The organism is Streptomyces bottropensis ATCC 25435, assembly GCF_000383595.1.
Classification (GTDB): Bacteria; Actinomycetota; Actinomycetes; order Streptomycetales; family Streptomycetaceae; genus Streptomyces; species Streptomyces bottropensis.
Genome location: NZ_KB911581.1, coordinates 5832707 through 5849404, shown reverse-complemented (window position 1 = coordinate 5849404; position 16698 = coordinate 5832707). Strand labels below are relative to the sequence as shown.

The window sequence follows — 16698 nt, the reverse complement described above, 5'->3', positions numbered from 1 at the left end:
ATCAGAGGGGGGTGGGCGGGTGAAGACCCTGCTCATCGACAATTATGATTCGTACACGTACAACCTGTTCCAGCTGATCGCCGAGGTCAACGGCGAGGAACCGGTGGTCGTGCTGAACGACGCCGCGGTCGAAGACATCCCGGAGCTGCGGGAATTCGACAACGTGGTGGTGTCGCCGGGGCCCGGGCACCCTTCGGAACCGCGCGACTTCGGCATCGCCGCCCGGGTGATCGCCGAGGCCCGGATCCCGGTGCTGGGCGTGTGCCTGGGCCACCAGGGCATCGCGGTGGGCGAGCGGGCCGATGTGGAGCCCGCCCCGTGGCCCCGCCACGGGCACCTGTCCACGGTCCGGCACGACGGACGCGACCTGTTCCGGGGGCTGCCCCAGAACTTCACGGTCGTCCGCTACCACTCGCTGTCCGTGCGCGAGCCGTTGCCGCCGACCCTGGAGGCCACCGCCTGGTCGGAGGACGGCGTCCTGATGGGGCTGCGTCACCGCGAACGACCGCTGTGGGGCGTGCAGTTCCACCCCGAGTCGATCCTGACCGAGCACGGCCACCGTCTGCTGGTCAACTTCCGTGACCTCACGGAGGAACGGGCCGGCAGCCCGCGTACGAACAACACCGCGGTCATCTCCCTCAGCGGTGCGATCCCCCGCCCCCGGCGGGCCCAGGGGCCCGCCTACCGGCTGCACACCCGCCGTATCGCGGGCGCGATCGACGCCGAGGCCGCCTTCACCCGCATGCACGCCGACGCGCCGCACGCGTTCTGGCTGGACAGCTCCCGCGTGGAGCAGGGCCTGTCGCGGTTCTCGTTCTTCGGCGACGGCAGCGGCCCGCTCGCCGAGGTCGTCCGCTACGACGTCGACAGCGGCCTGTGCGAGATCGAGCGGGAGGGGCGCCCGACCCGCAGGGTCAAGGCGAGCGTCTTCGACTACCTGAAGCGCCAGCTGGCGAGCCGCAAGGTCGACGCGACGGGCCTGCCCTTCGACTTCACCGGCGGATACGTCGGCTACTTCGGCTACGAACTCAAGGCCGACACCGGGTCCCCGAACCGGCACCGGGCCCAGACCCCGGACGCCTCCTGGCTGTTCGCGGACCGGCTGATCGCGGTGGACCACCAAGAGGGCCACACCTACGCGGTCTGCCTGGCCGAGGACACCCCGGCGGCGTCCCGTGAGGCCGGCGACTGGCTCGATTCCGCACTGGCCCAGCTGACCTTCATCGGCTCGGACACCACGGTCCCCCTGCGGTCGGCCACGCCGCCCTACCCGCGCGCCGCCGAACCCTGGCTCGTCCGCGACCGCGCCACCTACCTCGCCGACATCGACGCCTGCAAGGCCGAGCTGAACGCGGGCACGAGCTACGAGATCTGTCTGACCAACGCCGCCCGGTTACCCGCCCCGTACGACCCGTACGACTTCTACCGGGTGCTGCGCCGCATCAACCCGGCCCCGTACGCCGCCTTCCTCAGGTTCGGTGACCTCGACATCGCGGGCTCGTCGCCCGAGCGTTTCCTGCGGATCACCCGCGACGGCATCGCCGAGGCCAAGCCGATCAAGGGCACCGCCCCCCGGGGCGCCACCCCGGCGGAGGACGAGCGGCTGCGCGCCGAGATGGCGGCGGACGCCAAGACCCGCGCCGAGAACCTGATGATCGTCGACCTGCTCCGCAACGACCTCGGCCGGGTCTCCCGCACCGGGTCCGTGAAGGTCACCCGCCTCATGGCCACCGAGACCTACGCCACCGTGCACCAGCTGGTCTCCACCGTCGAGGGCAGACTGCGCGAGGGCACCGACGCCGTCGACTGCGTCCGAGCCTGCTTCCCCGGCGGATCGATGACCGGGGCCCCCAAGCTCCGCACGCTGGAGATCATCGACTCGCTGGAGACCGAGGCGCGGGGCGTGTACTCCGGAGCCCTCGGCTACCTCGGGTGCAGCGGCGGCGCCGACCTCAACATCGTCATCCGTACCGCCGTGTTCCAGGGCGGCCGTATGCATCTGGGCGCGGGCGGCGCGATCGTCCTCGACTCCGATCCGGCCGCCGAGTACGACGAGATGCTGCTGAAGACCGCGGCGCCGATGCGCGCCCACCGGGAGCACGCCTCCGCCCCGGCCGTCACCGAGGAGCCGACGCGATGACGATCACGACCACAGCGAAGCCCACCCGGCTCCCCGCCGACGCGGGCGCCCCCGGCAACCTCGCGGCGCACCTCGCGGCCCTCGCCGACCGCCGCGGCTGGACAGCCCGCCCCGCCTTCCACCAGGGCCACCGGGCCTACTCCCACGGCGAGGTGCACGACCTCGCGGCCCGCACCGCCACGGTCCTCACCGAGCACGGCGTCCGCCCCGGCGACCGCGTCCTGCTCGCCCTCCCCGACTCCGTCACCTGGGTCACCACGTTCCTCGCCCTGGCCCGCCTGGGCGCGGTCGCGGTCCTGGTCAACCCCGAACTCACCCCGCCGGAACTGCAGTTCATGGCGGAGGACACACAGGCGGTGCTCTGGGTGACGGGGCCGGCGCTGGACACCTACATCCCGGCGCCCCGGACGGGGCGCGACCGGCCCCACCCGGCCCGCGGGGCCACCACCTCACCGCCCCGCCTCGGGTCCGACCAGCTGACCGCCCTGAGCGCCACGGCCGCCCCCGCCCGGCGCGCCCACCCCGTCGACGCCCACACCCCCCTGTACATCCAGTACACCTCCGGTACCACCGGCCGCCCCAAGGGCGTCGTCCACGTCCACGGCGACCCCAGGACCTACCACGACCTCATCGGCCGCCGGCTCCTGCGCATCACCCCGGACGACGTCACCCTGTCCGTCTCCCGGCTGTACTTCGCCTACGGCTTCGGCAACGCCCTCGTCTTCCCCCTCTTCTCCGGCTCCTCCGCCGTCCTCGCCGACCGCCGTCCCACCCCCGCGGCGGTCGACGAACTCGTCGCCCGGCATCGCGTGACCCTCCTGTACTCGGTGCCTTCGGCGTACGCCGCCCTGGTCGCCGACCGCGCCGACGGCCACGAGGAATGCTTCGCCTCGGTGCGCGCGGCGGTGTCGGCCGGTGAGGGCATGCCCGCCGGACTCGGCAAGCAGGTCACCGAACTGCTCGGCGCCCCCGTCCTCGAACAGATCGGCTCCACCGAGGCCGGACACGCCTTCTGCGCCAACGGCTTCGACCACAACCATCCCGGCACGGTCGGCCGGCCCGTCCCCGGCTTCGAGGTCGAACTCCGCGACCGCGCGGGCGCCCAGGTCGCGGACGGCGAGGCCGGCGAACTGTGGGTCCGGGGCCCGACGGTGACCCCCGGCTACCTCAACCGGCCCGAGGAGACCGCACGCACCCTCGTCGGCGGCTGGCTGGCCACCCGGGACCGGGCCGTGCGCGAACCCGACGGCACCTACCGGCACCTGGGCCGGGCCGACGACATGGAGATGGTCGGGGGCATCACCGTCTCCCCGCTGGAGGTGGAGGCCCTGCTGCGCACCCACCCCGGGGTCCGGGACGTCGCCGTGGCCGCGGTCACCGACGAGCGCGGCGCCAGCAGGCTGCGGGCCTTCGTCGTGCCCGTCCCGCCCATCGGGGTGGGCCTGGAGGCCGAGCTGATCTGCATGGCCCGCGACCGGCTCGCCGCCTTCAAGGTCCCCCGCAGCGTCAGCTTCGTGCCCACGCTGCCCCGCACCGCGACCGGCAAGCTCCGCCGCCACCTCGTCCGTCAAGGGGCGTGGTGACGCCATGGCCGACACCCGCACCCCCGCAGAAAGGCCGAGTCCCATGCGCGACCAGCTCCAGGCCGACCGGCAGCCCGCACTCGCCCTCACCGGCCGCGGCTTCTACCTGGGCTCCATGTTCCGCGAGGCCGCCGACCGCCACGGCCCTGTCTTCGTCACCCTGGACCGGCCCCTCGACGTCCGCCCCGACCTCGGGACCGACCTCGCCTACACGACGCTGGCCGACGTGGTCGACGAACTCTCCGGCCGTCTCTGGGAAGCGGGCGTGCGCCCCTCCGAGGAGGTGGTCGTCCACAAGACGGACAACGTCGACCTCGTGCTGCTGACCTGTGCGGTCTCCCGTATCGGTGCCGTCCCCGTCCTGTTGTCGCCCGGCCTCGCGGGCCCCGTGGTCGGACAGCTCCTCGAACGCCTCCACCGGCCCTGGCTGATCACGGACAGGGCCAAGCTCGAAGGCCCCCTGGCGGACGTCGGTCTCACCGGCCTGGTGCGGCGCACGCTGTCCGTCGACGACGCCCCCGGCGCCGAACCGCTGCAGAAGTACGCGGGCGCCCCGACTCCGGCCGCCGTCCGCCTCCACCCCCGCGACCCCTCCCTCATCACCCACAGCTCGGGCACCACCGGCCTGCCCAAGCTGGCCGTGCACTGCCCGAACACCATGTGGAACCGGCTCGTCCCGCAGAAGGCCATGGGCTGGCCCACGCGCGGCGAGACCGCCGCCCTGCACATGTCGTTCGTGCACTCGCGCTTCTACCACCTGCTCGGCGTCCTGCTGCACTTCGGCAGCCCGCTGCTCCTGATCATCGACCCGGAACCGTCGAACGTCGGTCCGCTGCTGGCGCGCCACCGCCCCGGCATCGTCGAGACCCACCCCAACACCTTCGTCCTGTGGGAGGAGCTGGCCGACGCGCCCGGAGCACCCCTGTCCCGCGTCCGCTCCTACGGCTCCACCTTCGACGCCATCCACCCGCGCACCGTGCAGCGGCTGTTGGACGCCTCCCGGCGGCGCTCGCCCTGGCTGATCCAGCTGTACGGGCAGAGCGAGACGGGTCCGGTCGCCTTCCAGTGGTTCACCCGCCGCAGCGCCGCCCGCGCCGACGGCCGCCGGGTCGGCATCGGCATCCCGGGCTTCACCCGGGTCCGGGTCGCCGACGACGCCGGCCGCCGGGTCGCCCCCGGCACCGCCGGCCGCATCGAGGCCCGCACCCGGGGCCGCATCCTCACCTATCTCGGCGCCCGGGAGCGCTACCTCCGCCAACTCGACAGCGGCTGGTGGCAGATGGGCGACATGGGCTACCAGAGCCGCTGGGGCGGCCTCTACCTCATCGACCGCGAGATCGACCAGATCGACTCCGTGCACAGCAACCTGGAGGTCGAGGACACCTTGATGTCCCGCCTGGAGGAGCTGCGCGAGGTCGTCATCGTCCCCGGCGCCGACCGTGAGCCCGTCCCCGTGGTGTGCGTGCGCGGCGAACGCCCGCTGGACCTGCGGCGCTGGCACGAGGCCACGGCCGACCTGCCCACCATGGCCGAGCCCCGGCAGTGGCGGTTCGAGGAACTGCCGATGACGTCCACCTGGAAGGTCAAGCGGGTCGAGATCACCCGCATGCTCACCGAGAGCGCCCGCGCATGACACCCCCTGTCCTCGTCGTGGGCGCCGGCCCCGTGGGCCTGACCGCCGCTCTCGCCCTGCGCGCCCACGACCTCCCCGTCACCCTCCTGGAAGCCGACCCCGAGGGCCGCGAACGCCCCGGCAGCCGCGCCCTGTTCGTGCACCGCGAGACCCTGGAGCTTCTGGAGGGCATCCACCCCGGACTCGCGGGCAAGATCGCCTCGTACGGCCGGACCTGGCACACCCGACGCACCCTGTACCGGGGCCGCGAGGTCTACGCCCGCACCTTCCCGCCGCCCACCGGCACCCCGCCCTTCACCAGCCTCCGCCAGGTCGACACCGAGCGCTTCCTGCTCGCCGCCTGCCGGGACGCCGGCGTGGAGTTCGTGTGGGACGCGCGGATCACCGCCGTGACGACCGATCCGGACGGGGTGAGCCTCACCGGCGAGGACGGCCGCACCTGGACCGGCGTCCACGCGGTGGCCGCCGACGGCGCCCGCTCGGCCGTCCGGCGTGAACTGGGCATCCCGATGGAGGGCACCCACGGCGAGGGCTTCCACGTCGTCGCCGACATCGCCGACATTCCCGGCGCCGAACTGGCCCTGGAGCGGGTCTTCCACTACGAGCACCCGGCGCTCGGCGGCCGCAGCGTGATGCGGGTGCCGTTCACCGGCGGCTTCCAGCTCGACCTGCAGTGCCGCGACGACGACGCGACACAGGAGTTCGGCACCGAGGAGGCCGTACGGCGCTGGCTGCCGGAGGTCGTCGGCGACGGGTACGACGAGCGCGTCCTGTGGGTGTCCACCTACCGCTTCCTGCGCAAGGTCGCCGCCGACTTCACCGACCCGCACCGCCGGGTGCTGCTGGCCGGCGAGGCCGCCCATCTCTTCCCGCCGTTCGGCGCGCGCGGGATGAACAGCGGCATCGCGGACGCGGTCGCCGCCGCCCGCGCCATCGCCGACGGCACACCCGCGGCGGTCGACTCCTTCGCCGAGGTCCGGCGCTCGGCGGGGCTGTTCAACAGCGCCGCCGCCGGCACGGCCCTGGACCACCTACGGCCCCGGCGCCGTATCGTCCGCGTCAAACAGCGGGCGGCGGCCGCCCTCGCCCCCATGGTGCCCCGCTGCGGTGCCTGGCTGGAGCACGCCCCCTACGGACCCCGGCACGGCTCCCCGGCCGTCGCGGGCCGCAAGTACTGACCCGGAAGACCGACAGGAGCACCGAGTGACACAACCGGCCATCGCGGAAGGTCTGTTGACCTGGTCACCCGAACACGGCCTCGTCCCCGGCCAGGCACACGGCGGCCGCCTCCTCGTGGCGGACTCGTGGCTGCTGCGCGACGGACGGGTGCGCGGCTTCGACCGGCACCGCGAACGGTTCCTGCGATCCTGCGGCGAGTGCGGCGCACCCGCCCTGGCGCAGGCCGTCGACTTCTGGCAGGACATGACCCGGGCCCTGCCGCGCACGGGGGAGTGGTTCCCCCGGGTCGAACTCGCCGCCGGATCGCTGGAGTTGCGGCTCCTGCTGCGCCCCGCGCCGGCCCTCACGGCCGAGGTGCGGGTATGGGCGGCCGGTCAGCCCGACCCGCGGACCGTGCCCCGCCGCAAGGGGCCGGACCTGGACGCCCTGGCCCGTGTGCGCGGACGGGCGGCGGGCGCCGACGCCGACGACGCCGTGCTCATCGCGCCCTCCGGCCTGGTGCTGGAGGCGGCCAGTTCCAGTGTCCTGTGGTGGGAGGACGACACCCTCTGCCTGCCGCCGCCCCGCCTCCCCCTGCTCCCCGGTGTCACCCAGGCCCTGGTCCAGGAACGGGCCGCCCGCACCGGTGTCCGGGTCGCCCACCGCGAACGCTTCCTGCCCGAACTGGAGGGCCGCGAGGTGTGGCTCGTCAACGCCCTCCACGGCATCCGGCCGGTCGCCGCCTGGACCGGGCGCCCGATGACCCCGGGCCCGGCCGTCCACGCCCCGCGGTGGCGGATCTGGCTGGACAGCCTCATGGAGCAGTTGCCGGATCGCTGAATCGACAGCGACACAGGGGCGCAAAAAAGCGCCGGACCGAAAGGAATTCGGCCCGGCGCTGAAAGTCGTTCGGAAATGCTGACGGAAAGGTCTCGGCGGCTTCGGGGTTATTTCTGGACGGGCTGGTAGGCCCCGGGGACCATACGCGTGGCGATCGCGATCCGGTTGTACGCGTTGATCACGGTGGCCGCCCAGATCAGTGCCGCGACCTGCTCCTCGTCGAACACCTCGGCGGCGGCCGCGTAGACGTCGTCGGGCACCTGGCCGTCGGCGACGAGGGTCACGGCCTCGGTCAACGCCAGGGCGGCGCGCTCGCGTCCGGTGAAGAAGGGGGTCTCGCGCCAGGCGCTGAGCGCGTAGATCCGCTGCTCGGTCTCGCCCTGCGCGCGGGCGTCCTTGGTGTGCATGTCCAGGCAGAACGCACAGCCGTTGATCTGCGACGCGCGAATTCTGATCAGTTCGAGTATCTCGGGCTCGACCTTCGCGTCCTGGGCCGCGGAAACGGCGGCACCGTGCAAGGAGCCCATCGCCTTGGACACATCGGGAGTTATTTTCTTGAGGGCCACACGAGAAGGGGAATGACTGTCGCTCATGGGGGAACTCTATATCCGAATTCCAGGCTGTGTAACTGTTTCGTCTCGACGTGGGCCGAAGTACAACCGCGGGCGCCGATTGCATGTCTGGACAGGCAGAAGCAGCGAGAACGTATGAAGGGGGAGGGCCCGGCATGGGGGACATAGGCAGAAGAGGCGCAGTCGCACTCACGATCACCGGTCTGCTGACACCGCTCACGCTCGCGATGGGCACCGCGCCCGCGCAGGCGGCGAGTTGTACGGCGACGAAGGGTCCGTACCAGAAGCAGGTGGAGAAGTTCCTCGGCCGGCCGGTCGACGGCAAGCAGTCCACCGCCGACTGCGAGGCCATCAGGGCCTTCCAGACCAAGCACGGCATCTCGCCGAACCTCGGCTACGCGGGCTCCGTCACCTGGGGCGTGATGGACCTGATGAACAAGCAGAAGGCCGTGGGCAAGAACCCCAACGCGGCGGGCAAGTGCCCGACGAACAAGGGCCGTATCGCCTGTGTGAACCTGACCCTCCAGCTGAGCTGGATCCAGGACGGCGGCAAGCTCGTCTACGGGCCCGTCCCGGTCCGCACGGGCCGCGACGGCTACGAGACCCGCACCGGTCTGAAGAAGATCTACTGGCGGAACATCGACCACGTCTCTTCCATCTACCACGTGCCCATGCCCTACGCCCAGTTCTTCGACGGCGGTCAGGCCTTCCACTCCGTCGGCGTCAGCATGTGGAACCCGCCGGGCTCCCACGGCTGCACCAACATGACCAAGACCGACGCCAAGAAGTACTGGTCGCTGCTGAAGAAGGGCGACGACGTCTACGTGTACGGCCGCAAGCCGGGCACCTGACAGGCAACCAGGAGCCCGGCCCGTCGGCCGGGGCGGGACGTCACGCCCCGGGGGCGTCCCCGAAGTCCGGGATCTCCAGCCTGACCCCGCCCTGCCGCGCGGACTCGTGCGCGACGATGCCCGGCAGGGTGTAGCGGGCGGCCACCCAGGCGTTGACCGACGGCAGGGTCCGGGTGGTGACGGCGGTCACGAAGTCGTCCACCAGGAAGTGGTGGCTGCCCTCGTGCCCGTTGTGCAGCTCGTCGAACTCCCGCGGCAGCCGCGACCGGTCGTGCACCGGCGCCGAACCGGAGGTGAAGGCGGCCCGCAGGTCCGGCGCGATGTGCTGGAGGGAGGGATCGTCGGGAGACAGCGTCTGCTTGGGCTCCAGCAGCTCGCTGATGTCCGTCACCCCCTTCTTGTCCTGCCAGAACGCCACCGTGGCGAGCTGCTCCATGCTGGCCTCCGTGCCGAAGAACCGGAACCGCGACTCCCGGATCTGCGAGGGGTAACCGACCCGCCGGAACTCGTTGGTCCGGAACGAACCTCCGCCCGCCACCTCGAACAGGGCGGTCGCGTTGGAGAAGTCGTTGCCGAACTGGCTGACCTCCTTGTCGAACACCCCGTCCCCGCGCCCGTCCACGACCCCGATCGCCGACACGCTCACCGCGTGCGTCTGCCAGGCGCCCAGCACGCCGCCCACCGAGTGCGTCGGGTAGAGCAGCGGGGGATAGCTGGCGGTCCGCTTCCAGTCCTCGCCGCCGCTGTACCGGTAGGCCTCGTAGAACCCCAGGTCCATGTCGTGGACGTAGTCGCCCTCGGCGTAGAAGATCCGCCCGAACGCCCCTTCCGCGATCTGGTTGCGGGCGTGCACGGTCGCCGGGTTGTACTGGCTCGTCTCGCCCATCATGTACGTCAGCCCGGTCTCCCGGACCGCGTCGATGATCGCCGCGATCTCGTCGGTGGTGATCGCCATGGGCACGGCCGAGTAGACGTGCTTGCCCGCCGCCAGCCCCTTGAGGACCAGCGGCCCGTGCGTCCAGCGCTGGGTGAAGACGGCGACCGCGTCGACCGCGGGCGACTCCAGCATCGCCTCGTAGGAGGGGAAGGTGCCGGCCAGGCCCTGCGCGGCCACGAGCTCCTCGGCCCGTTCGGGCAGCAGGTCCGTGACGTAGACGTCGCCGACGCCGGGGTGGGCCTGGAACAGCGTGGCGAACTGGCCGGAGAACTGGCCGGCGCCGACGACGCCGAGGGAGAACGTCATGTGAGGAATGTCCTTCTCTGCTGGAGAGTCACTGCCTACTTACTTTCGCCACGAAAGAATTGTGGCGTCAAGAGGTTGCCGGGCACCATTTTGTGGCCGTCTGGGTGGGCTGCTTCGGATAGATTGTTTCCGCGACGGAAGAAATCTGATGTGGGAGTCTGACCCTCATGACCGCACTCGCCGCCAGTTGGCTGCCGCTCAGTCCCGGGGAACGCGCGGTGGCGATCGAGGTGCTCGTGCACGGTCCGCTCTCGCGCACGGAACTGGCCCGGCGGCTCGGCCTCTCCGCCGGAAGCCTCACCCGGCTGACCAAGCCGCTGATCGAATCGGGACTGTTGGTGGAGTCCGCCGAGGGCGCCGCGCTCCCCGAAGTCCGTCAGGGGCGCCCCTCACAGCCGCTGGACATCGTCGCCGAGTCCTGCGCCTTCCTGGGCTTCAAGATCACCGACGACATGGTGTACGGCGTCGTCACCACGCTCCGCGGCGAGATCGTCACCCGTCTCGACCGCCCCCTCACCACCCATGACCCGGAGCGGGTCGCCGACCTCCTCGCCGGCATGGCCGCCGAACTCGCCCGTACCCATCCCGCGCTCGCCGGCATCGGCATCGGGGTCGGCGGCTTCGTCCGGCGCCGCGCGGTGGTCGGGGAGTCGCCCTTTCTGTCGTGGCGTGACGTCCCGCTGGCCGAACTCGTCGAGGAGCGCACCGGGTTGCCGGTCGTCGTCGAGAACGACGTCGCCGCCCTCGTCGAGGCCGAGACCTGGTTCGGCGCGGGGCGCGGCCTCGACCGTTTCGTCGTCCTCACCATCGGCGCGGGCATCGGCTACGGCCTCGTCCTGGGCGGCAGGCGGGTGGCGCACGCCGAGGAGGACCGGGGATTCGGCCGCCACTGGATCGTGGACCCCGCGGGACCCCTCACTCCCGACGGCAGGCGCGGCAGCGCCGTCTCCCTGCTGAGCATCCCCAGCATCCGCTACCAGGTGCGGGCGGCGACGGGGCGCGAGGTGACGTACGAGGAGATCCTGGCCGGCGCGGCCGACGGCGAGCCGATGTGCGCGCGGGTCGTCGGGGAGGCGGGGCGGGCGCTGGGCACGCTGCTGGCCCAGATCGCCAACTTCGTGATGCCGCAGAGGATCCTGCTCGCGGGGGAGGGGGTGGGGCTGATGGAGGTGGCGGGAGAGGCGGTGGACGAGGCCGTCCGCGCGCACCGGCATCCGCTGGCCGCACCCGTCCCGCTGGAGACGAAGGTGTCCGACTTCCACGACTGGGCACGGGGGGCCGCAGTGCTGGCCATTCAGGTCCTCGTACTCGGAACGGTGGAGCCGTAAACGCAGAGTGATCAGCTTCACGGTCCGTAATGTCCGAAGTGGGATCTTTACTCACGTCGGCTTCACGTTCGAGGACATATGGTTTACACCATGTCCACTACCCCTGATGTCGTCCTGGAAAGAGCGGAAGTACCGGCGCGAACGGCCGCCGAGGTCAACGAGGAGATCCGGGCGCTCTGGTTCCGGAGCGGCGGGACGTTGAACAGGGAGCAGCGGAGCGAGTACGAGCGTCTTGTCCTCGAATGGGCCGCCGCTTCGTAGTCCGTCGGCCGCGCCCCTCGCCGGGGCGCGGATCACCGGGGGCGTCGGCCCCTGGGCCCTAACTCCAACTCCCCGAGTACTGGCGGCGGTACGCCTGCCGGTCCTGTTCCGTGCGGATGAAGCGGGTGGCCGCCAGGGCGACCATGCTGCCGGCGATGACCAGCAGGCCGGGCCCGACGTTGCGCGGGTCGACGAGGCGGTCCAGGAGGTCGGAGGCCGCGCCGATGGACTCGACGGGTTCCACGGACCCCGGCTCGGCCCCGCCGGGAGCGGCGGCTCCCTGGGAGTCGTCGCCGGAGGAGCCGTCGGCCGCCGCGGTGGGCTGGGCGGCGGACTGGGGCAGACCGGTCAGCCGCACGCCGAGATCGTCGAGCGTGTCGGACAGCGGCTGGAAGAACGTCGTACCGCCCTTCTCGCAGTCGCCGTTGCCGCCGGAGGTCACCCCCAGGGCCACCCCCTCCGAGAATAGCGGGCCACCGCTGTCGCCCGGCTCGGCGCAGACCGTGGTCTCGATGAGACCGCTGACGGTGCCCTCGGGGTAGTTGACCGTGGCGTCGAGGCCGGTCACCTCGCCGTTGCGGAAGCCGCTGGTACTGCCGCTGCGGAAGACCCGCTGGCCGACCGCCGCCTCACCGACGGAGGTGATGCGCACCCCGCGCCCGTCACCGACCGAGACGATGTTCGTCTTGTTGCTCGGCGCGTCCTGGAGGTACTGGACGAGCGAGTAGTCGGACCCGGGGAAGTTGGTCTCGGTCGTCCGGCCGATCTCCTGCCGGCCCTCGTTGTCCGAGAACCAGACCGAACCGGCCGGACCGCAGTGCCCGGCGGTGAGCATGTAGTCCCTGTCGCCGTCGGTCACGTTGAAGCCGATCGAGCAGCGCCCGCCCGTGCCGAAGATGGGCTGGGCACCGTTCAGGCGCATCGTGTACGTGCCCTCGACGCGCTCCATCCGCACGGACCCGCCGATCGTCTCGGCGAGATCGGTCAGGCTCGACCAGTCCTTCTTGGACACGGTGCTGTCGGCGCGCACCACGACCTCGTTGGAGGCGGGGTCGACTGCCCAGGAGGTGCCCGCCACCCGGGGCGCGGAGCGCAGCGTCCTCGCGGCGGACCGCAGGTCCTCGCCGCTGAACTCGACCATCTTGGGCCGGGCGCCCGCCCGCTCGACCTCGGCGGCGGCCTTGTCGTCGGTGACCGCGACGACCGGCTTGCCGTCGTCGGCGATCCAGGTGCCGGCCGTGCGCTCGGACCCCAGCTCGCGCACCAGGCCGTTCCCGGTGCCGGAGGCGGCCAGCACCGCGCTTCGGGTCGCGGGCGGGGAGGTGGTGGGTTCGGTCGCCATCGCCGCCTGCGTGACCATCAGGGCTCCGCAGATCAGTCCACCGGCGGCCGTCAGCCGCGCCACCCGCTTCACGACTCGTCGTCGTGCGTGCCTCATCGCCTGGCTCTCCCGAACCCCGTCCGACACGGTGTCAACACCGCCAGGGCGTCCGGTCCTTGAGCGCCCTCCTCTTCTACGTGCGGGGGTCGGCACATGTTCACCGGTCCGCGTCGACGTATCCCAGCGTCCGGTTCACGGCGATCGCGCGCGCGTCGGCCGGGTGGTGCACCGTACGGACGGTGCTCACACCGCGGACCCCGGCGAAGCCGATGCCGAAGGTCTTCATGGCCACCGAGATCCCACGGCCCCGGTGGAGGGCGCGCACCCCGGTCATCTCGTTGAACACGAACCCGGACCGCCGCCGGTCCGAGGTGGCCGCCCTGCCGATCCACCGGTCGCCGTCGAGGGAGTCCAGGGCGAGGACGACCCCGCGCGGATCGTGGGCGGGCACCTCGAAGCGGAGCCGGTGGTACTCGTCGTACGCGAAGAAGGGGCCGCGCCCCGGGATGTCCGCCGAGCACTCCTTGGTGAGTTCGTACAGCGTCCGGCGGTGCCGTGGGGTGTCGCCGAGTTCGCCGGAGGGTCGTCAGCCGGATGTCGGCAGGTGCGGCACCTGTCGACCTACGGCTGGAAACGTGCCAGGTCGACGCGGCTGACGTCCAGTGGGAGCCGGACCATGTCCGTTCCCGTCAAGGCTTGCCTCCCACGCCGCAGTACATGGGCACGACCGCGGGTTCCCCGCCATCAGGATCGCCGGTGGCCTCCGGTCGCCAGCGTGTGCACGAGACGATGCCGGGCTCCAGCAGGTCGAGGCCGTCGAAGAACCGGGCGATCTTCTCCGGGGTGCGCTGGGTCAGCGGCGGGATGCCGTGCTCGTTCCACCAGGCGGCCGCGATGTCCACATCGGGCCACTCCGGGCTGGTGATGGTGTGGGAGAGCACCAGATGACTGCCGGAAGGCAGGGCCCGCAGCAGGTGACGCACGATGCCGTACGGGTCCTCGTCGTCGCGGATGAAGGCCAGCACGTCGAGCAGCAGCAGCGCGACCGGCCGGGTCAGGTCCAGGGTGCGGGCCGCGTGGGCGAGGACCGAGTCGACATTGCGCAGGTCCTCGTCGACGTGGTCCGTGCGGCCTTCGGGAGCGCTCGTCAGCAGGGCGCGCGCGTGCACCAGGACCAGCGGGTCGTTGTCGACGTAGACGATCCGGGAGTCCGGCGCGATGTGCTGGGCGACCTCGTGGGTGTTCTCCGCGGTCGGCAGCCCGGCGCCGATGTCCAGGAACTGCCGGATGCCCACCTCGGCGGCCAGATGACGGACGGCCCGCCCCAGGAACTGCCGGTCCGCGCGGGCGTAGTCGCCGATGCTCGGATACAGCCGGCGTATCTCGTCCCCGGCCTTCCGGTCGACCTCGTAGTAGTCGCCGCCGCCGAGCCAGTAGTTCCAGATCCGTGCCGCGGCGGGCCGCGTGGTGACGATGCGGCGGTTCAGCGAGGAAGAGGGGAAGTCCGGGGCTGCCGGGTTGTCCGTCACGGAGTCGACTCCTGGATCTTCTGTGAAGGTGCTTCATCCAACCGGCAATGTAGACCTGTCGGTTGGCCTTTGCCGAGACTTCGGCGATCTTCTCGGCGGCCGGACCGGACGGGTTCCGCCCGGCGCCGCCCGGCTTCGCGCGAGGGCCGCCGAACAAGGGTCGTCGCGACCCCTCTACTTATCAGTAACTCTTAGGTAGTCTCCCGGCCACCAATGGGCATGACCATGACCAGTGCGGCGGGGGTTTCATCGACCTCGCCGCTCTGACATGAGAAAAAGGGGACGAAGATGACAGGAAGCGGTGTGGGACGCCGCATCACCACGGTCGCCGCGGTGGCCGTACTGGGTCTGGGCGGTTCGGTGGCCGCGGCGGTGCCGGCGGTCGCGGCGCAGAGCGGGACCGAGGTCGCCGCGGCGACGGCCGCCGAGGTGCCCTACGCGACCTGGCAGACGGACGTGAAGGCCGTCGTCGACACGGCCACGCCCTACGTCCAGCAGCGCACCGCGAACTCCTCGGGGCAGAAGCTCGCCATCGTCTTCGACATCGACAACACGACGCTGGAGACGCACTACACGCCCTGGTACCAGCTGCCGACCCCGGCGCTGAAGCCCTCCCTGGCGCTGGCCAAGTACGCCAAGTCCCGCGGGGTCGCCGTCTTCTTCGTCACCGCCCGGCCGGGCATCATCGAGAGCGTCACCAAGTGGAACCTGAAGAACGTCGGTTACCCGGTCGACGGTCTCTACGTCCGTGACCTGCCCGACCTGTTCGCCGAGGTCTCCGCCTACAAGACCGCCTCGCGCGCGGACATCGAGTCCGACGGCTACACGATCATCGCCAACGTCGGCAACAACACCACCGACCTCGTCGGCGGCCACGCCGAGCGGACGTACAAGCTGCCCGACTACGACGGGCTGCTCGACTGACCCCGCCCCACCGTTCGTTCCTGGGTACGGCCGCCGGTTCCCGCCGGCGGCCGTATGCCTGGGCCCCTCAGGAGGGCTCTAGACTCGCGCCATGGCCGACGACACCTCGCTCGACGCGCTCGGCGCGGGCAAGTACCTGCTGCTCACCACCTACCGCAAGAACGGCACCACCGTCCCCACGCCGGTATGGGTGGTGCGGGACGGGGACGCGCTCGGTGTCTGGACGGTCGCGGACTCCTGGAAGGTCAAGCGCGTCCGCAACCGTGCCGACGTCCTGGTCGGCCCCTGCGACGTGCGCGGCAACCCCACCGGCGGCACCGTACCCGCGCGCGCCGAGATCCTGGACGCGGCCGGCTCCGCCGCCTACCGCGGGCTCATCGCCCGCAAGTACGGCGTCCTCGGCCGACTCACCCTGCTGGGCAGCCGGCTCCGCCGGGGCGCCGAGGGCACGGTCGGCATCCGCGTCACCCTCACGCCGTAGGTCTCCCGGGCCGCCGCGGACTTTCAGGGCGGGCGGACGTCACCCGCGGTCGCCCGCGTGCCCCGTCCGCCACGCCCACGCCGCGATCTCCACCCGGTTCCGGGCGGCGAGCTTCAGCTGGATGCTGCCGAGGTGGGTCTTGACCGTGGAGAGGGAGACGAACATCGAGGCGGCGATCTCGGCGTTGGTGTGCCCCAGGGCGACCAGGCGCACGACGTCCAGCTCCCGGTCGGTCAACGGCTCCTGGGCGGGCGGGGCCCCGGAACCGGGCGCGGCGCCCTTCTCCGCTGTCCCCGCCCTCTCCTGCGTGACGTGCTTGAGCAGCCGGACCGTCACCGACGGCGACACCAGCGCATCGCCCACCGCCGCAGCCCGGACGGCCTCGGCCAGCAGGGTGGGCCCGGAATCCTTCAGCAGGAAGCCGCAGGCACCGCCGCGCAACGCCCCGTAGACGTACTCGTCGAGGTCGAACGTCGTCACCACGACCACCCGCAGCGGATCGGCGACACCCGGACCGGCCAGCATCCGGGTCGCCTCCAGACCGTCCAGCCTCGGCATACGGATGTCCAGCAGACACACGTCGGGCCGCAGCTCACGGGCCAGCCGTACGGCCGTCTCGCCGTCGGCGGCCTCGGCGACCACGGTGATGTCCGGCTGTGCGTCGAGGAAGAAACGGAAGCCGGTGCGGACCATGTCCTGGTCGTCGGCGATCAGGACCCGGATCGGGCTGCGGTCGTTCATGGGCGCATCATGCCTGAGCGGTGAAGGAGATCT

At 71.6% G+C, this 16698-nt stretch carries 16 protein-coding genes; 10 read left to right on the top strand and 6 right to left on the bottom strand.

The features are described 5' to 3' along the window. The first annotated feature begins 19 nt into the window (after window positions 1–19). Genes pabB through STRBO_RS0126090 form a run of 5 tightly spaced genes read left to right on the top strand, consistent with a single transcriptional unit; the run spans window position 20 to window position 7354 of the window. Window positions 20–2140: an aminodeoxychorismate synthase component I gene (gene pabB, locus STRBO_RS0126110; protein ID WP_005483964.1), complete on the top strand. Its 2121-nt coding sequence runs from the start codon at window positions 20–22 to the stop codon at window positions 2138–2140. Beyond that, window positions 2137–3723 carry a benzoate-CoA ligase family protein gene (locus STRBO_RS0126105; RefSeq protein ID WP_005483962.1) on the top strand — a complete coding sequence of 529 codons (1587 nt, stop codon included), beginning with the start codon at window positions 2137–2139 and terminating at the stop codon, window positions 3721–3723. Before pabB ends, STRBO_RS0126105 begins: the two co-directional genes overlap by 4 nt. Before the next feature lie 4 nt (window positions 3724–3727). Then, window positions 3728–5356 carry a class I adenylate-forming enzyme family protein gene (locus STRBO_RS0126100; RefSeq protein ID WP_005483959.1) on the top strand — a complete coding sequence of 543 codons (1629 nt, stop codon included), beginning with the start codon at window positions 3728–3730 and terminating at the stop codon, window positions 5354–5356. Next, the gene (locus STRBO_RS0126095) at window positions 5353–6534 is read left to right on the top strand and encodes an FAD-dependent monooxygenase (RefSeq protein ID WP_005483958.1); all 1182 of its coding nucleotides are present in this window, start codon (window positions 5353–5355) and stop codon (window positions 6532–6534) included. Before STRBO_RS0126100 ends, STRBO_RS0126095 begins: the two co-directional genes overlap by 4 nt. 25 nt (window positions 6535–6559) lie before the next feature. After that, window positions 6560–7354 carry an aminotransferase class IV gene (locus tag STRBO_RS0126090; RefSeq protein WP_005483957.1) on the top strand — a complete coding sequence of 265 codons (795 nt, stop codon included), beginning with the start codon at window positions 6560–6562 and terminating at the stop codon, window positions 7352–7354. A gap of 107 nt (window positions 7355–7461) precedes the next feature. Here the strand turns inward: STRBO_RS0126090 and STRBO_RS0126085 are convergent, their stop codons facing one another. Continuing rightward, window positions 7462–7947 (bottom strand): carboxymuconolactone decarboxylase family protein, encoded by a 486-nt coding sequence (locus tag STRBO_RS0126085; RefSeq protein WP_037627549.1) that lies wholly within the window; start codon window positions 7945–7947, stop codon window positions 7462–7464. A 134-nt stretch (window positions 7948–8081) separates the two neighbouring features. Between STRBO_RS0126085 and STRBO_RS0126080 the strand changes: the two genes are divergently transcribed. Further along, window positions 8082–8777 carry a L,D-transpeptidase family protein gene (locus STRBO_RS0126080; RefSeq protein ID WP_005483955.1) on the top strand — a complete coding sequence of 232 codons (696 nt, stop codon included), beginning with the start codon at window positions 8082–8084 and terminating at the stop codon, window positions 8775–8777. Between the two features lie 40 nt (window positions 8778–8817). On the opposite strand, the gene STRBO_RS0126075 is transcribed toward STRBO_RS0126080, so the two are convergent. Next, on the bottom strand, window positions 8818–10020 hold the full coding sequence (locus STRBO_RS0126075; protein ID WP_005483954.1) for a Gfo/Idh/MocA family protein: 1203 nt from the start codon (window positions 10018–10020) through the stop codon (window positions 8818–8820). A gap of 167 nt (window positions 10021–10187) precedes the next feature. Between STRBO_RS0126075 and STRBO_RS0126070 the strand changes: the two genes are divergently transcribed. Continuing rightward, window positions 10188–11348: an ROK family transcriptional regulator gene (locus tag STRBO_RS0126070; protein WP_005483953.1), complete on the top strand. Its 1161-nt coding sequence runs from the start codon at window positions 10188–10190 to the stop codon at window positions 11346–11348. Between the two features lie 78 nt (window positions 11349–11426). After that, window positions 11427–11609: a hypothetical protein gene (locus tag STRBO_RS43930; protein ID WP_020115084.1), complete on the top strand. Its 183-nt coding sequence runs from the start codon at window positions 11427–11429 to the stop codon at window positions 11607–11609. 58 nt (window positions 11610–11667) lie between these two features. Here STRBO_RS43930 and STRBO_RS0126060 read toward each other — a convergent pair whose 3' ends face one another. The 3 genes from STRBO_RS0126060 to STRBO_RS0126050 form a co-directional block, all read right to left on the bottom strand. Next, the gene (locus tag STRBO_RS0126060) at window positions 11668–13047 is read right to left on the bottom strand and encodes a S1 family peptidase (RefSeq protein WP_028796852.1); all 1380 of its coding nucleotides are present in this window, start codon (window positions 13045–13047) and stop codon (window positions 11668–11670) included. A gap of 100 nt (window positions 13048–13147) precedes the next feature. Then, window positions 13148–13441, bottom strand: coding sequence for a hypothetical protein (locus STRBO_RS0126055; RefSeq protein WP_005483950.1), 294 nt, complete (start codon window positions 13439–13441; stop codon window positions 13148–13150). A gap of 238 nt (window positions 13442–13679) precedes the next feature. Continuing rightward, entirely contained in the window at window positions 13680–14519 is an 840-nt protein-coding gene (locus tag STRBO_RS0126050) for an SAM-dependent methyltransferase (protein ID WP_005483948.1), read from the bottom strand. Between the two features lie 288 nt (window positions 14520–14807). Here STRBO_RS0126050 and STRBO_RS0126045 point away from each other — a divergent pair, with 288 nt between their 5' ends. Together STRBO_RS0126045 and STRBO_RS0126040 are read left to right on the top strand one after the other, a co-directional pair. Next, the gene (locus tag STRBO_RS0126045; RefSeq protein WP_005483946.1) at window positions 14808–15443 is read left to right on the top strand and encodes an HAD family acid phosphatase; all 636 of its coding nucleotides are present in this window, start codon (window positions 14808–14810) and stop codon (window positions 15441–15443) included. A gap of 91 nt (window positions 15444–15534) precedes the next feature. Further along, a complete protein-coding gene (locus STRBO_RS0126040) occupies window positions 15535–15924 on the top strand; it encodes a PPOX class F420-dependent oxidoreductase (RefSeq protein WP_005483945.1) in 390 nt (129 codons plus the stop codon). A gap of 39 nt (window positions 15925–15963) precedes the next feature. Here the strand turns inward: STRBO_RS0126040 and STRBO_RS0126035 are convergent, their stop codons facing one another. Continuing rightward, complete coding sequence (locus tag STRBO_RS0126035) at window positions 15964–16665, bottom strand: response regulator (protein WP_005483944.1); 702 nt, start codon at window positions 16663–16665, stop codon at window positions 15964–15966. Window positions 16666–16698: the final 33 nt, after the last annotated feature.

Coding starts and splice junctions, on each gene's coding strand:
- STRBO_RS0126100 (WP_005483959.1), top strand. CDS start 3,728: ATGGCCGACACCCGCACCCCCGCAGAAAGGCCGAGTCCCATGCGCGAC.
- STRBO_RS0126060 (WP_028796852.1), bottom strand. CDS start 13,047: ATGAGGCACGCACGACGACGAGTCGTGAAGCGGGTGGCGCGGCTGACG.
- STRBO_RS0126070 (WP_005483953.1), top strand. CDS start 10,188: ATGACCGCACTCGCCGCCAGTTGGCTGCCGCTCAGTCCCGGGGAACGC.
- STRBO_RS0126095 (WP_005483958.1), top strand. CDS start 5,353: ATGACACCCCCTGTCCTCGTCGTGGGCGCCGGCCCCGTGGGCCTGACC.
- STRBO_RS43930 (WP_020115084.1), top strand. CDS start 11,427: ATGGTTTACACCATGTCCACTACCCCTGATGTCGTCCTGGAAAGAGCG.
- STRBO_RS0126085 (WP_037627549.1), bottom strand. CDS start 7,947: ATGAGCGACAGTCATTCCCCTTCTCGTGTGGCCCTCAAGAAAATAACT.
- STRBO_RS0126040 (WP_005483945.1), top strand. CDS start 15,535: ATGGCCGACGACACCTCGCTCGACGCGCTCGGCGCGGGCAAGTACCTG.
- STRBO_RS0126075 (WP_005483954.1), bottom strand. CDS start 10,020: ATGACGTTCTCCCTCGGCGTCGTCGGCGCCGGCCAGTTCTCCGGCCAG.
- STRBO_RS0126105 (WP_005483962.1), top strand. CDS start 2,137: ATGACGATCACGACCACAGCGAAGCCCACCCGGCTCCCCGCCGACGCG.
- STRBO_RS0126035 (WP_005483944.1), bottom strand. CDS start 16,665: ATGAACGACCGCAGCCCGATCCGGGTCCTGATCGCCGACGACCAGGAC.
- STRBO_RS0126080 (WP_005483955.1), top strand. CDS start 8,082: ATGGGGGACATAGGCAGAAGAGGCGCAGTCGCACTCACGATCACCGGT.
- STRBO_RS0126045 (WP_005483946.1), top strand. CDS start 14,808: ATGACAGGAAGCGGTGTGGGACGCCGCATCACCACGGTCGCCGCGGTG.